General features: G+C 63.1%; 13 protein-coding genes and 1 pseudogene. 8 read left to right on the top strand and 6 right to left on the bottom strand.

Annotated elements, in window-relative coordinates; genetic code table 11:
• Positions 1–82: 82 nt before the first annotated feature.
• Positions 83–889: pseudogene (locus B3C1_RS20785) on the top strand (peptidoglycan DD-metalloendopeptidase family protein); the annotation flags it as partial.
• A gap of 77 nt (positions 890–966) precedes the next feature.
• Positions 967–1398, top strand: coding sequence for a polymer-forming cytoskeletal protein (locus B3C1_RS20520; protein WP_083858230.1), 432 nt, complete (start codon positions 967–969; stop codon positions 1396–1398).
• On the opposite strand, the gene B3C1_RS20410 is transcribed toward B3C1_RS20520, so the two are convergent.
• Positions 1395–1556, bottom strand: a complete 162-nt coding sequence (locus B3C1_RS20410; protein WP_192813330.1) for a hypothetical protein — start codon at positions 1554–1556, stop codon at positions 1395–1397. The genes B3C1_RS20520 and B3C1_RS20410 overlap by 4 nt on opposite strands.
• Before the next feature lie 100 nt (positions 1557–1656).
• On the opposite strand from B3C1_RS20410, the gene B3C1_RS01430 reads away from it, so the two are divergent.
• The gene (locus B3C1_RS01430; protein ID WP_008482410.1) at positions 1657–2571 is read left to right on the top strand and encodes a LysR family transcriptional regulator; all 915 of its coding nucleotides are present in this window, start codon (positions 1657–1659) and stop codon (positions 2569–2571) included.
• A gap of 63 nt (positions 2572–2634) precedes the next feature.
• Positions 2635–3234 (top strand): DUF2238 domain-containing protein, encoded by a 600-nt coding sequence (locus B3C1_RS01425; protein ID WP_008482409.1) that lies wholly within the window; start codon positions 2635–2637, stop codon positions 3232–3234.
• Here the strand turns inward: B3C1_RS01425 and B3C1_RS01420 are convergent.
• The 3 genes from B3C1_RS01420 to B3C1_RS20710 are packed head-to-tail and all read right to left on the bottom strand — an operon-like array spanning position 3182 to position 6215.
• Positions 3182–3721, bottom strand: coding sequence for an SRPBCC family protein (locus B3C1_RS01420; RefSeq protein WP_008482408.1), 540 nt, complete (start codon positions 3719–3721; stop codon positions 3182–3184). The two genes, B3C1_RS01425 and B3C1_RS01420, sit on opposite strands and share 53 nt — an antisense overlap.
• Positions 3718–5019 carry an amidohydrolase gene (locus B3C1_RS01415; RefSeq protein ID WP_008482407.1) on the bottom strand — a complete coding sequence of 434 codons (1302 nt, stop codon included), beginning with the start codon at positions 5017–5019 and terminating at the stop codon, positions 3718–3720. Before B3C1_RS01415 ends, B3C1_RS01420 begins: the two co-directional genes overlap by 4 nt.
• A gap of 59 nt (positions 5020–5078) precedes the next feature.
• Positions 5079–6215, bottom strand: coding sequence for a helix-turn-helix domain-containing protein (locus tag B3C1_RS20710; RefSeq protein ID WP_008482406.1), 1137 nt, complete (start codon positions 6213–6215; stop codon positions 5079–5081).
• A gap of 176 nt (positions 6216–6391) precedes the next feature.
• On the opposite strand from B3C1_RS20710, the gene B3C1_RS01405 reads away from it, so the two are divergent.
• On the top strand, positions 6392–8884 hold the full coding sequence (locus B3C1_RS01405) for a penicillin acylase family protein (RefSeq protein WP_008482405.1): 2493 nt from the start codon (positions 6392–6394) through the stop codon (positions 8882–8884).
• 234 nt (positions 8885–9118) lie between these two features.
• Entirely contained in the window at positions 9119–11371 is a 2253-nt protein-coding gene (locus B3C1_RS01400; RefSeq protein ID WP_008482403.1) for a TonB-dependent receptor, read from the top strand.
• Between the two features lie 38 nt (positions 11372–11409).
• Here the strand turns inward: B3C1_RS01400 and B3C1_RS01395 are convergent, their stop codons facing one another.
• Positions 11410–12318: a LysR family transcriptional regulator gene (locus B3C1_RS01395; protein WP_336391100.1), complete on the bottom strand. Its 909-nt coding sequence runs from the start codon at positions 12316–12318 to the stop codon at positions 11410–11412.
• Positions 12319–12435: 117 nt separating this feature from the next.
• Between B3C1_RS01395 and B3C1_RS01390 the strand changes: the two genes are divergently transcribed.
• Together B3C1_RS01390 and B3C1_RS01385 are read left to right on the top strand one after the other, a co-directional pair.
• Positions 12436–13566, top strand: a complete 1131-nt coding sequence (locus B3C1_RS01390; RefSeq protein WP_051012864.1) for an alkene reductase — start codon at positions 12436–12438, stop codon at positions 13564–13566.
• Entirely contained in the window at positions 13556–14134 is a 579-nt protein-coding gene (locus B3C1_RS01385; protein ID WP_008482400.1) for an ester cyclase, read from the top strand. Before B3C1_RS01390 ends, B3C1_RS01385 begins: the two co-directional genes overlap by 11 nt.
• Here the strand turns inward: B3C1_RS01385 and B3C1_RS01380 are convergent.
• Complete coding sequence (locus B3C1_RS01380; protein WP_008482399.1) at positions 14115–15002, bottom strand: LysR family transcriptional regulator; 888 nt, start codon at positions 15000–15002, stop codon at positions 14115–14117. The genes B3C1_RS01385 and B3C1_RS01380 overlap by 20 nt on opposite strands.
• Positions 15003–15085: the final 83 nt, after the last annotated feature.

Below are 15085 nucleotides of genomic sequence, written 5' to 3'. Positions count from 1 at the left end.
GGCCATCGACGGAATAGTGCAAGAGCCCATGGAAGGGTGATGCCGACACAACAAATATGACATTGGCGAAGCCCTGTTTGGCATGAAAGACATTCTCCACATCACCGTTAGCGGCAACAACGGCACCCGCCATCTTGCCTTAACCGTTGAGCGCAGGAAGGCCCTGTTGGCCGCCCTGGCCGGGTTTGTCGTGTTCCTGCTGTTGATGTTCGGCTACATCCGTTTTTTGCAGTGGCAGGCTGATGACGCCGGTACGCGTCTGGCCAAGAACCGCGAAGAACTGGCGACACTGGCCGACGACCTGACCGCTGCCCGAGAAGCCTTTGAACAGGTGGAAGAGCAGCGCCTGCTCCTGGAAACCAGCATCGCCCGCAAGACCGAAGAACTGTCGGCGGCGACCGAACGCCTGGACAACCTCGAAGACAAGCTGGGCTCGGGCATGCCCACCTCGCTTGACGGAGGGGATCTGGCGCACCGACTGGACCTGGCGTCTATCGCCATGAGCAGCCGGGAGGTCACCCTGAACCTGATCCCCAACGGCCATCCGTTGGAATACGCCTATATCAGTTCGGGATTTGGCAAGCGCAAGCATCCGGTCAAGGGCCGGGTCATCGAGCATGCCGGCCTGGACCTGGTGGCCCACAGGGGAACCCCTGTACACGCCACCGCAGACGGGGTGGTGGAACTGGTCAGCCGACGCAAGACGGGCTATGGCAACATGATCTTGGTTAGCCATGCCTTTGGTTTTAAATCTCGTTACGCCCACCTCAAAAGCATCGAGGTGAAACGTGGCGCCTTTGTCCACAAAGGAGACGTTATTGCCTATTCGGGCAATACCGGGACCAGCACCGGCCCTCATCTGCACTATGAGGTCACCTATGCGGGCTTCCCGTTGAATCCCAAGCCTTTTGTGGACTGGCAGCTGGACAACTACGAACAGCTATTTGACTCGGAGAACCAAGTGCCATGGCCATCTTTACTAGCGACAATCGAAAGCCTCAGGACCCTATGGCAACCACCGTTATCGCAGCAGGAACCGTACTCAGTGGCGAGCTTGAGCTCGCCTGCAACCTCCACCTCGACGGACACATCCAAGGAATCGTCCGAGCCGACCAAGCCGTTCGTATTGGCCGAGACGGCCAAGTAAGCGGTGAGATTAAGGCCGAAAGCCTGACCGTAGCCGGCAAAATCGACGGTACCATCCAGGCCAAACTGGTGGAGATCGTCGAGGGCGGCCTTATCGAAGGCACCGTCTACTGCGAAGAGCTCATCATCGGTAAGGGCGGCCGTTTCTTCGGCGAGTCCAAGCCCCTGAAGACCAACATCACCCCGCTCAAATCCGAGACCAAAGACAAGGCCCCGGAAGCCAAGAGCGAGCCGGTCGCGGCCAAGGGTTAAGTCTCAGGTTGGCAGCAGGCCTTTTCCTCGGCCTGCTGCCCCTTCATCTCCTGTTCTTCTTCGGCTTTACACTGGCTGCCGGCCTCCCTCCTCGGCAGCAGGTAGCCTTGCTGTTCCAACAAACCTTTGAAGATGCCGTTAATGGTGTCTAGCAACATTGCTCTGCCCCCTCTATTGGATGCCTCCAGTTTACTGTTTCCCAAAAACTTGATTAGATGGGCAGCAGTCACAGCACTGTTTACCAAAGGAAGGTAATGCATGAGCCTGACCGAGCGTCTGGCCGACATGGCCGTGTTCGCCAGCGTGGTGGACGCCGGCAGCTTCAGCCTGGCCGCAGGCAATCTGGGGCTGTCCAAGGGTGCTGTCAGCAAGGCGGTAAGCCGCCTGGAGGGGCACCTCAAGCTCAAGCTGCTCCATCGCACCACCCGCCAGCTGCGCCTTACCGCAGAGGGGCAAACCTGTTACGACTACTGCCGACAGATACTGCAAAGCGCCAGCGCCGCCGAAGAACACCTGGGCGAGCTGCGCTGCGAACCCCAAGGGCTGGTGCGGATCAGCGCCCCTGTCACCTACGGCAGCCTGCAGGTGGCGCCGCTACTGCCCGAATTGATGGCTCGGCACCCCAAACTGCAACTGGACCTGTCCCTGGACGACCGCCAGGTGGATCTGGTGGCAGAACAGGTGGACATCGCCGTGCGCGGCGGCCCGCTGGCCAGTTCTTCCCTCATTGCCCGGCCCTTGGCGCCGCTCCATATCCGGCTGCTGGCCACCCCGGACTACTTCGCCCGCCACGGCCGCCCCCAGCACCCTGAAGACCTGGGCCGTTGTCGCAACCGCTTCCCCTGCCTGACCTACAGCAGCCGCCCCGGCGACCAGCAATGGCGCTTTTACAAGGGCCAGCAGCACCTGGATGTGAACGTGGCCAGCCGCCTGGCCATGAACAACAACCTGGCCCTGCGCCACTGCCTGATGGCAGGCCTGGGCTTGGCCTACTTGCCCACCTATTCCCTGGCCGAAGAGCTGGCCCAAGGGCAGCTGGAAACGGTATTGGAAGATTTCATGCCCCAGCCTTATCCGGTAAACCTGGTCTATGCCGAGCGGCGTCACCTCAGCACCGCCATAAAGGCCACCCTGGACTTTCTGCAAGACAAGTTGAGCCAGGCAACAAGCTGAATAGAAAAGAAAAAGCGGGGACAAAGGCCTGCTGGCAGCTTAAGGTGGAAACAAGGAGGCAAGATGCTCAACCGCTATTTTCCCGAAGGACTGGCCCTACTTTACGCCCTGCTATTCCTGGCCCTGGGTTGGCAGGTGGCTGACCGCACCGTCTGGTACGCCGAAGTCACGCCCTTGTTGGCCACCTATGCCCTGCTATTGCTGACCGCCAAGGCTTTTCGGTTCTCCAACCTGTCCTACCTGTGTTTCTTCGTACCCCTGCTCTGGCACGCCATAGGCGCCCATTACACCTTTTCCCTGGTACCCCTGGACTGGCTGACTGGCCCCCTGGGCCTGGACCGTAACCCCTATGACCGCATAGGCCACTTCCTGGTAGGCCTGTTTGCGGTGCCCATAGTGGAGCTGCTGCTGCGCCGGCGCCTGTGCGGCCCCTGGCTGGCAGCCCTGTTCGCCTTCTTTGCCATCAGCACAGTGGCAGCGCTCTATGAGGTTATCGAGTGGGCCTATGCAGCCCTGGAGGGGGGAGATGCGGGAATAAGCTTCCTGGGTGCCCAAGGAGACCCCTGGGACGCCCAGAAAGACATGCTGGCCGACATGTTGGGAGCCGCCCTTACTTTGCTGCTTTACCTGGCGAGCGGGACTTACCGTCGATCTGTGCCTTGAGCCTGGCCAACTGGGCCCCTTGCACCTGGTCGACGATGGCGGCCAGCTTTTCCAGGCCACCGGCGGCGTAGCCTGCCACCTGGTAGTGCAGGCTAATAAGGGTCTTGCCGCCGGCAACCGGCTCAAAGCGCCAGGCCATGCCGCCGGTCAATCCCATCATCTGCAAGGGCCCCAGGCCGCCGACCATCCTCAGTTCCTTGCCCGGGTCCACGTAGGTCACCTGCATGTGCAGGGCTTGGCGCTTGCCGTTAGTTTCGCAAAAGCAGCCGCCCACCCGGGGTTCCAGGGTCATCTTGCCGGCGTCGCCGAACCAGCTGTGGTCGCTGTCCCACCACTGGCCTATGGCCAGGAATTGCTCATAGGCCAGCTGCGGAGAGGCCGATATCTGGGCCTCCTGGCGCAGGGCAAAGCCGGTGGCGCTGCTGCTGACAACCTGTGCCTGGGCGCTCGCCCCCAGGCACAGCAGTAAGCCAAGCCAGGCTTTCACTGGCCGCTACCCTTGCTGAGGTAATCCAGGGCCAGGCCGGACAGGGCCCTGACGCCGTTTTCCAAGGCGCTTTCGTTGACCACGAAATAGGGGGAATGGTTGGGGGCCACGTCCGCCAGGGGCTTGCCTTCGGGGGCTACCCCCAGGAAGAAGAACACCCCAGGCACCTGCTGCTGGAAGTAGGAAAAGTCCTCGGCGCCGGTAATGGGCTTGAGGCTGCCCACACCTTTGTCTCCGGCCGCCCAGGCCAGGCTTTGGCCGGCCCAGTCGGTGAGCTTGGCGTCGTTCCAGGTGACGGCGGCGCCGCTGGACACCTCCAGGGTGGCGCTGGCGCCGGACGCCTCGGCCACGTGTTTGACGGTACGCTCCATCCGTTCAATCAAATCGCTGCGCATCTGTTCGTCGAAGGTGCGGATGGTCCCCACCAGCTTGACCTCGTCGGGGATGATGTTAAAGCGGATGCCCCCTTTGACCTGGCCAATGGACACCACCACCGGCGCCTTGGTCACGTCCACCTGCCGCGACGGCAGCAGTTCGATGGCCTCGATCATCGAGCCGGCCACCGTTACCGGATCCACCCCGCGCCAGGGGCTGGAGCCGTGGGTCTGCTGGCCCTTGATGGTGACCTCGAAGCGGTCGGAGGCGGCCATGGTGCCCTCGGGGCGCACGAAGATCTTGCCGGCTTCCATGGGCCAGACGTGCAGGCCGAAGATGGCGTCGGGTTTGGGATCCTTGAACACCCCTTCCTTGAGCATCAGGGCGGCACCCCCTTCTTCACCGGGAGGAGCCCCTTCCTCGGCGGGCTGGAACAGGAAGATGACGGTGCCGGGTATATCCTTGCGCAGCTTGGCCAAAGCCTCGGCGGCTCCCATCAGCATGGCGGTGTGGGCGTCATGGCCGCAGGCATGCATTACTCCCACTTCCTCACCGGCAAAAAGGGCTTTGACCTTGGACGCATAGGGCAGGCCGGTTTTCTCGGCCACCGGCAGGGCGTCCATATCGGCCCGCAGCGCCACCACGGGGCCGGGCTTGCCGCCCTTGAGGATACCCACCACACCGTGGTGGGCGATGCCGGTACGCACTTCCAATCCCAGTTTCTTCAGGTGGGCCGCCACCAGCTGGCTGGTGCGCACTTCACTGTTAGACAGTTCCGGGTGCTGGTGAATGTCCCGGCGCCAGTCGATGACCTTGGGCATCAACTGGTGGATTTGGTTACCAAGGTCGGCCTTGAGATCCTGGGCCTGGCTGGGGGCGGCAAGGGCCGCCAGCAGGGCCAGGGAAATAACAGAGCTGCGCATGGTCATCCTCGTAACAAAAAGGTTAATGCCAGAGTTGTAGCACAGCTGCATTTTTACACCTAGGGCGTGTCTGCGGACGGTGGCTCTGGCGCGTTGGAGCCATGTTGGCGCCGGTACTGGGTGGGGGTGCAGCCGCTGAGGCGGCGAAAGGCGGTGTTGAAGGTGGACTTGGCATTGAAACCCACCTCATAGCAGATGCGGGCCACCGGGGTGTCGGTGCCGGCCAGGGCCTGCTGGGCCGCCTGCACCCGGTATTGGTTGACCCAGTCGTAGAAATGGGCCCCAGAGCACTGGTTGATGGCGGCGGACGCCTGGTGACTGGTCATGCCGCACAGGGCCGCCAATTTCCCCAGCGACAGTTCGTTGTTCCGAAAGGCGCCCTTAGCCAGGGCCTGTTCCAGGTCGGCAAACAACAGGGCCAGGCCCTCGTCCTCCTGGGGCACTGCCAGGGTAACGGCCTTGCCGGGGGCGGCGGCCTTGGGGGCCATGGCGGTGGGCAGCTGGGCATGGCTTAACACCAGGTACAGCAAATAGGCGCTGACCGGGGCCAGGGTATAGGCCACCGACAGGTCCAGGCCCGCCAGCTCACTGAGGAGGATGCGCCCGGTGAGAGAGGCAGCCACCAGCAGCTGTACCCCTTGCAGCTTGGCCAGCCAACTGCCCAGGCGGGACTTTCGGCCCCGGTACCCCTGGCGATGTTGGAGCAGCCAATAGCCGAGGCACAGGGCGGCAATAATGGCCAGGTACTGATTGCCGTAGGGGGTGATCAGGGTCCACTGGTCCTCCCCCAGGCGAGCCTTGAGCATCCAGGCCACCTTTTCGCCCCCCGGCAGGCTCCAGTAAGGCAGGTCCAGCAGCGCCACCAGCAGCGCCGGGCTGGCGTGCAGCAATAAGCGGCGACGGGGTCTGGCCAAGTTGCGCCCCTGCAACGCCTGGATATAGCCGTACAGGCACAGCGGCAGCAGTACCACCAAGGGGTCGATGAGTTTGAGGAAAAACGGCCAATGGGTGAACAGGTCGGTGGCGTGGTAGAGAAATTCCAGGGACTGGAGCACTACCAGGAAGGCCAGCCCCACCAGCCAGGCCGAGGTCAAACGGGTATGGGCACGGTTCACCATCCAGCTCAGGGTGGCGAAGAACAGGACCCCGCTCAGGCAGAGCCCGATCAGCGCTGCTGCGCCTGTTGCGTAATTCATTTTGCTGCTGCACCCCTCTGTGGGAGGTTCGAATGGTTCGAAGCGAACCTTTATTTTCTTTTATTACAGTATTTTATAAGAAAAGGCCGGGTCCATCGACATGTACGACAAACCCCGCGCCGCACCCTTAAATAGGAGGGCTATTCCACCCATAACGACAATAAGCGAGATCTTCCATGCAGCGACATACCAGCCTCATGGCCCTGGGGGCATTGAGTTGCCTCTGGCTGGCCGGTTGCGGCGACAGCAGCGACGACAATAATCCGCCCCTGCCCAGCCAGCGTTTCCAAGCCAACATCACCTACACCAGCCACGGTGTGCCCCATATCCAGGCCACGGATTATGCGGGCCTGGGCTACGGCATCGGCTACGCCCAGGCCAGGGACAACCTCTGTACCCTGTCCGAACAGCTGATGAAACTCAAGGCGCAAAAGACCCGTTACTTCGGCGCCGGCAGCGGCCAGGCCAACCTGTTGTCGGACATCGGCTACCAGGCCCTGGACTACGAGGCCCAGGCCCAGTCCCTTTATGCCAATCTCTCCGCCGACGCCAAGGCGCTGATGGAAGGCTACGCCGCCGGCTTCAACCGCAGCCTGGATGAACGCCAAGGCCCTGAGCAGTATCCCTCGCCCTGCCGTGGCGCCGACTGGGTAACCGCCATCAGCGCCCAAGACCTGCTGGCTTACCAGCTGGATCTGGCCGGCATGGCCAGCGCCCGCAGCTTCCTGCCGGCCATCGCCGCCGCCCAGCCTCCTGAAAGCGGCGCCACCGCCCTTAATGCCCAACTTGACGCCAGCCAGGTCTTTACCGCCGAAGGTATCGGCAGTAACGGCTGGGCCCTGGGCCAGGACAAAATGGCCGACGCCAAGTCCGGCCTGCTGGGCAACCCCCACTTTCCCTGGGACGGGGAGCTGCGCTTTTTCGAGCAGCACCTGACCATTCCCGGCGAGCTGGATGTCACCGGGGTCGGCATGATCGGCCTGCCGGTGGTGGTGATCGGCTTTAACCAGCACCTGGGCTGGACCCACACAGTGTCCCAGTCCAAGCGCTTTACCCTCTACCAGTTGGAGCTGGACCCGCAAAACCCGCTGCGCTACAAGTTCGACGACCAGTACCTGGACATGACCAGCAAGACCCTGACGGTCACCGTCAAGCAGGCGGACGGTTCTCTGGTGGAGGTGCCCCGCACCGTCTATTTCAGCCGCTTCGGGCCCGTGGTAGACCTGTCGTCCCTGTCCCCGGCCCTGGGCTGGACCCAGGCCAGCGCCATCAGCTTCCGTGACGCCAACGCCGGCAATATCCGCATGCTCGAGCAGTGGCTGGCCATGGACAAGGCACAAAGCCGCGACGCCTTCTTCGGCGCCTTTGCCGACCACCAGGGCCTGCCCTGGGTCAACACCCTGATGGTGGCCGACGACGGCAGCGCCTCCTACATGGACGGCACCCAGGTGCCCCAGCTGGGCGCCCAGGCCGAAGGCTATTGGGCCGCCGCCTCCCAAAGCCCACAGCTGGCCCCCATCTGGCAGGACGGCGCCGGTTCGGTGTTGTTGCCGGGCAACAGCGCCGCCTATGACTGGGTCGACAGCGGCGACGCCGGTGCCCCTGGCCTGGTGCCATTTAGCAAGGCGCCCCAGGCAACCCGTCAGGACTACCTGTTCAATGCCAACTCCAGCCACTGGCTGGCCAACCTGGACGCCCCCCTGGAAGGCTACAGCCTGATGTACGGCCCGGAGCGCACTGTGCGCAGCCCCCGCACCCGCTACAACGCCCAGCTGATCTCCGGCACCGGCGAAGTGAACCTGGCCGGCAGCGACGGCCGCTTCAGCCTGGCCGAACTGCAAAGGGTGCTGACCCACAACAGCTCTCTCTTTGCCGGCAGCTTCCGTAACGCCCTGGTCAGCCGTTGCAGCCAGTACCCCAGCATCCAGGTGGACGGTAGCCCCTTCGACCTGACCCCGGCCTGCACCGCCCTGGCCAACTGGGACGGCACCTACAACCTCGACAGCACCGGCGCCCAGGTGATGCGTGAGTTCCTGGCCGCCTTCAGGGTGTCCGGCCACCGCACCCTGGCCGACAGCCTCTTTGCCGAGCCCTTCGACCCGGCCCGCGCCGCCTTTACCCCGGCCGGCCTGGCCCCCATGCCGAGCCTGGACCCCAACGAGGACCCGGTGCTGCAAGCTCTGGCGGCCGCCGCCAAGCGCCTCAACGGCGCCGGTATCGCCCTGGACGCGCCCCTGAGGGACCTGCAATACGTGCTGAAGGCCACCGGCAAGGCCGCCATCCCGGTAACCGGCGCCAACGCCTATGAAGGGGTCTTCAACATGGCCGAAACCAAGGTGCCGTCCCGCTCCACCTCGGACCTGGCCATAAACCTGGTGGGCAGCCCCAGGGCCGACTCGCCCCTGACCAGCCTGGACGAAGACGGCAGCGGCGCCACCGAGCGTTACCGCATCAACTACGGCTCCAGTTTCGTGATGGCCCTGGCCTTCGGCGAGCAAGGCCCCCAGGCCCAGATGTTCCTGAGCTACAGCCAGGCCCATGACCCCGAGTCGCCGTTTTTCGACGACCAGACCCAGGCCTACAGCCAGCTGGCCTGGCGGCCCATGCTGTTCAGCGCCGACCAGGTGGCGGCCGAGGCCGTGGAAACCCTGGATATCAGCGGCAACTGACGCTGCCCCAAGCCGCCCAAGGGCGGCTTTTTCTTGTCTCTTTGCGGCAAAACACCTTTGAAAACAGTTTGTCGCTACTTCATTACCGCTCATCGCGGGCATTTGGTCACAGTTTGGCAACATTTGCCTTTCACCTGGATAACCTGGCGCATAGAGTGCGTGCGACGGCCAGGCTTTCACCCCATAAGAAGGGCCGCCCGTCTCCCCCAACAAACACCAATACGGGTATCGCATATGACTTTCCGCCAATCCAAGCTGCTGTGGAGCATCCAGGCTGCGCTGCTGGCTACCAGCTCCCTGGCCTTTGCTGCCGACAACACCGAAGACGACGATGACGCCAAACTGGAAAAAATCCTGGTGACCGCGCAAAAGCGGGTGGAAAACGCCCAGGAAGTGCCGGTGTCCATCACCGCCCTCAAGGGTGACGCCCTCCAGGCCCTGGCCGCCGCCGGCCAGGACGTGCGTTTCATGTCGGCCCGGGTGCCCAGCCTGACCATAGAGTCTTCCTTCGGTCGTACCTTCCCGCGCTTTTATATCCGCGGCCTGGGTAATACCGACTTCGACCTTAACGCCTCCCAGCCGGTGTCGCTGATCTTCGACGACGTGGTGCAGGAAAACCCCATCCTCAAAGGCTTCCCGGTGTTCGACACCGACCGGGTGGAAGTGCTGCGCGGGCCCCAAGGGTCCTTGTTTGGCCGCAACACCACCGCCGGTATCGTCAAGTTCGACTCCAAAAAGCCCAGCCAGGCCTTTGACGGCTACCTGAGCGCCTCCTACGGCACCTACGACACCATCAACCTGGAAGGGGCCGTAGGCGGCGCCCTCACCGACACCCTGTCGGCGCGGCTGTCGCTGCTGGACCAGCGCCGGGACGACTGGGTGGATAACAAGGCTCCCGGCTTTGAAAAAAATGATCAGCTGGAGGGCTACCACGACCAGGCCGGCCGCCTGCAACTGCTGTGGGAACCCAGCGAGGATTTCAGCGCCCTGTTCAACGCCCACTTCCGGGAGCTGGACGGCACCCCCAGGGTGTTCAGGGCCAACATCGTCAAGGTCGGCAGTGATGACTTCGTGGACGGCTTCGACCGCGACACCGTCTACCAGGACGCAGCCGCCCGTGCCACCCAGGATCTGTCCAGCCGCGGCGGCAGCATCAAGCTCGAATACAACCTGGGGGACTACACCCTAACCTCTATCACCGGCTACGAGAGTGCCGAGGTGTTCTCCCGGGGCGATATCGATGGCGGCTATGGCGCCTCTTACCTGCCCACCATGGGCCCGGGCTTTATCCCCTTTACCTCCGAGTCCGCCGACGGCCTGCCCGACCACAGCCAATGGACCCAGGAGCTGCGCCTGTCCAGCAACGAGCTGGGGGCCCTGGACTACCAGCTAGGGTTGTTCTATTTCGACGAGTCCTTGAATATCGACAGCTTCAACTATGACGGTAACGGCGTCGAAAATGGCTACGCCTACCAGGAACAGGACGCCAAGTCCTGGGCGGTATTCGGCTCCGCCGATTACGACCTCAGTGACGACTTCAAGGTCATCGCCGGCCTGCGTTACAGCCACGACAAGAAGGATTACGTGGCACAGCGGCTGCTGTCACCGAACTCGGCAGACGGTGTCGGCCCCACAGCGCGCCTCCATGCCAACCCCTCCGACTCCCAGTTGAGCTGGGATCTGAGCGGTGTCTACAGCCTAAATGACGACATCAACTTCTACGGCCGCCTGGCCAAGGGTTACCGGGCACCGTCCATCCAGGGCCGCTTGCTGTTTGGCGATGAGATCACCGTGGCCGACTCCGAAACCCTGCACAGCATCGAATTCGGGGTCAAAGCCGACGTGCTGGACAACAGGGGCAGGGTCAACTTCGCCACCTTCTACTACCAGGTGGACGACCAGCAGCTGACCGCCGTCGGCGGCGGCGCCAACTTCAACCGCATCATCAACGCCGACAAGTCGGTGGGTTACGGCTTCGAGCTGGACAGCCAGTTTGCGGTGACCCGTAACCTGCTGCTCACCGCCGGGGTCAGCTACAACAACACCGAGATCCAAGACGACGATCTGGCCATCGACGCCTGCCACAGCGGCTGTACCGTCACCGATCCCCTGAACAGCGACGGCCTGGCGCTGATCGACGGCAACGCCCTGCCCCATGCCCCCAAGTGGATTGCCAATATCACCGCCAGCTACAGCTACCCCCTGGCCCAAGGGGAACTGTTCGTCTACACCGACTGGGCCTACCGCTCCAAGATCTCCTTCTTCCTCTATGAGTCCCGGGAATACCAGGACAAATACCTGCTGGAAGGGGGCCTGCGGGCCGGCTACCGCTGGAGCAGCGGCGACAGAGACTACGAAGTGGCGGCCTACGGGCGCAATATCACCAACGACGAGAGCCGTACCGGTGGTATCGACTTCAACAACCTGACCGGCTTCGTCAACGACCCGCGCATCGTCGGTGTCGAATTCAAAGCCAGCTTCTTCTAAGGCCAATCCATGAAAAAGCCCCGCCGATGCGGGGCTTTTTATTGGCCCTTTTGCAGGGCGTCGAAATAGTGCACCAGCTCGTCCATAAAGCGGCGGCTGCGCTGCGGCAGGTAGTCGCGGCTGGGGTATAGCAGCTGGATATCGGCGCCGCCGTCCACGCCCTTTTTCTCAAAATCCAGGGCGCAGTCGTCCAGCACCGTTACCAGGCGGCCGGCGGCGAGGTCGGCGGCCACGTCCCAGTAAGATTTCATGGCAATACCGGCCCCTTCCACGGCCCAGCGCCGCACCAGGGCGCCGTCGCTGGCCAGGCGCGCCGGGGTGATGGGCACCGACACCGGGCCGCCAGGGCTGTTGAAGTGCCAGGTGGCCAGGGGCTCGGCGCTACGCACCATCACCAGGCAACGATGCTGGCGAAGGTCGTCCGGGTGGCGGGGGGTGCCCTGTGTTGCCAGGTAGGCCGGGGCCGCGCACAGCACCCGGCGGCTGCGGGCCAGGCGGCGGCTGATAAGACGGCTGTCGCCCGGCAGGCCATAGCGGACACCGAGATCAAAGCCGTCTTCGATGATGTTGACCAGGCCATCCCCCAGGTGCAGATAAACGCTGACCCCAGGGTGGCGCTGCTGAAAGCGGTCCAGCAGCGGCGCAATGTGCTGCTGGCCAAGGTCGGCGGTGGTGGTCACCCGCAGCTGGCCGCTCAGGGCCTGGCTGGCGCTCACCAGCCGCGACTCGGTTTCGTCGATGGCGTCTAGCACCCGCACACAGTCTTCAAAAAAGCGCCGCCCCTCGTCGGTGAGGGTAATGCGGCGGGTGGAGCGGATCAGCAGCCGCACCCCGTAGCGGTCTTCCAGGCCTTTGATGCGGGCGCTCATGCTGGCAGGGGACAAGCCCACTTCCCGGCCGGCTGCTGCCAAGCCCTTGTTTTTTACCACCCTCACGAAGAGGTCCATATCGCCAAGCTTGTCCATACTCTTTAGCTTTTCTGAAGATTGATTTCATATTGGCGCCAATTGTTCAGGTCAGCAACAGAACTTAGCCTGTGGGCAACACCATTTTTGGAGCCCATCATGAGCCTATCCACGCTGTTTACACCGCTCGACAAAAGGGCGCTACGTCTGCCCAGTCGTATTGTCATGGCCCCCATGACCCGTGCCCGCTCGGCCCAACCGGGGGACATTCCCACCGCCCTGATGGCCCAATACTATGCCCAGCGGGCCTCCGCCGGGCTGATAGTGACCGAGGCCTCGCAAATCTCGCCCCAGGGTAAGGGCTATTCCTTTACCCCCGGTATTTACAGCCAGGCGCAAATTGCCGGCTGGCAACTGGTTACCCGCGCCGTGCATGAGGCCGGTGGCCGCATCTTCTTGCAGCTGTGGCATGTGGGGCGGATGTCCCACGGTTCGCTGCACCCGGACGGCAAGCCGGTGGCGCCGTCGGCCATCGCGCCGCAATCCCAGGTGTGGATAGTGGGGGACGATGGCGAGGGCCGGATGCTGGACTGCCCCGAGCCTCGGGCCCTTGGCACCGATGAGGTGGCGCAGGTGGTGGCCGATTACCGCCAGGCCGCTTTGAATGCCATAGAAGCCGGCTTTGACGGCGTCGAGGTACACGGCGGCAACGGCTATCTGGTGGACCAGTTCCTGCGGCGCAGCTCCAACCACCGCCAGGACCAATACGGTGGCCCCTTGGAAAACCGCATCCGCTTTGCCCGGGAAGTGGTTGAAGCCATCAGCGGCGCCATAGGCCCGGAGCGCACCGCCATCCGCCTGGCGCCCTTTATCACCCAAAGGGGCATGGACGACCCAGAGGCTATCGACGCCATCCTGGCCCTGGGCCACGCCTTCGACAAGCTGGGCATCGCCTACATGCACCTGGCAGAAGCCGACTGGGACGACGCTCCTACCGTCTCTGAAGATTTTCGCCACGCCTTTCGCGCCGCCTTCAGTGGCCCGGTGATTGTGGCCGGTAACTACAGCGCCGAGTCGGGCGCCGCCTTGATAGAAAGCGGCTTGGTGGATCTGGTGGCCTTTGGCCGCAAGTTCATCGCCAACCCCGACTTGCCAGCCAGGCTCCAGCAAGGCCAGCCCCTGGCCGAGGTAACAGATCCCAGCACGCTGTTTGGCGGTGACGCCAGGGGTTACACCGATTACCCGGCCCTGGGTACCGGTAACCTTGAGGGCACCCATCATGGCCGGTAAAGCCCTGGCGCTGGCATCCCTTGCCGCCTTGGCTCTCTCCTCTGGGGCCCTGGCTGCCGAGGAACTAGTCAAGCCACAGCAACTGATGGTGGACAGCAGCCTGCCCAAAGCGGTGGCAGACGCAGCAGTGCTGGCGGCGCGGCGCTACGACACCTTCTGGGCCACCGGCGACAAAACCTTGGCCCTTAAAACCCTGGCCCCTGATTTTATGGACCGCACCCTGCCCCCACACCGGGCGCAGGGCATAGCCGGGCCCTTGGCCGCCTCGCAAGGGTTTCGCCAGGCTGTGCCTGACCTAAACTGCACCGTCGAGCAGATGCTGGTAGTGGCAGACCGGGTGGTGGCGCACCTTCACTTTACCGGCCATTTCTCCGGCCAGTTCAACGGGGTGCAGGGTAAAGGCCAAGCCATTGATTTTATTGCTACCGATATCTACCGGGTGGCAGATGGCGTTATCAAAGAGAACTGGCATATCGAGGACAACCTCACCCTCCTGACCCAGATGGAGGTGGTGAAGTGGTGCAAAGCCCCGCTGATGCGGGGCTTTTTTATTGCCGGTACTGCTTGATCTGCTGGCTCAAAAAGTCTTTCAAGGCCACCACCGCCGGGGTGATGGAGAGCCGGTGCGGGCATACCAGGTAAAGGGGGGTCGGCTCGGTGGGCCAGCCTTCCAGCAAGGGTTTGAGGCGGCCGGCGGCGATGTCGGCGCTGACATCCAAGGCCGATTTATAGGCGATGCCCTGGCCGCTGATGGCCCAGCGGCGCACACACTCGGCGTCGTCACTGACCCTGTTGCCGCTGACCTTGACCTTGTCGCTGCCAAACAGCCATTGCTCGTACACCCTGTCTCCCAGCACAAAGCGCAGGCAGTTGTGATCTTTGAGCTCGGCCGGGTTCTGGGGGGCGCCATGGCGGGCAATGTAGGCCGGCGAGGCCACCAGCAGGCGCTTATTGCTGGTATCCAAGGGCAGCGCCACCAGGCTGGAGTCTTCCGGCACCCCGTAACGCAACGCCACGTCTACCGGTTGGCGAAACAAGTCGCTGATGCGGTCACTGACCCTGAGCCGCAGCTTAAGGGCCGGGTGGCGGGCCATAAAGGCGTCGAGCCAGCCCAGCAGCAGGTTGCGGCCCAGATCGGAGGGCATGGACAGGGTTAATTCCCCCGCCACCTGTTGGCGGCCACGGCTCAGCTCTTGCTGGCCTTGCTGCAAGGCCGCCAGGGCCGCCTTGGCATGCACCAGATAATGGGAGCCCTCCGGGGTGGGCCGCAGGCTGCGGGTCGAGCGCACTAAAAGTCGCAGGCCAAGGGCATCTTCCAGCCGTTTGACGGCGGCGCTGGCCACCGCCGGGGTGATGTCCAGCTCCCGCGCTGCCGCCGACAAGCTGCCTTGCTCGGCGGCCAGTACCAGCACTTGCAGGTCGTCCAATCGCACCATGATTTTCAAATTCCAGGCGAAACTGTTACCGAGTTTACCCGCTTTTTTAAGAAAAACCCCTTAGGCATGCTGGGGACACTTAC

Source organism: Gallaecimonas xiamenensis 3-C-1 (assembly GCF_000299915.1).
Lineage (GTDB): Bacteria > Pseudomonadota > Gammaproteobacteria > Enterobacterales > Gallaecimonadaceae > Gallaecimonas > Gallaecimonas xiamenensis.
Note: the sequence above shows the minus strand (reverse complement) of the source record. Positions and strands in the feature narration are given on the sequence as shown.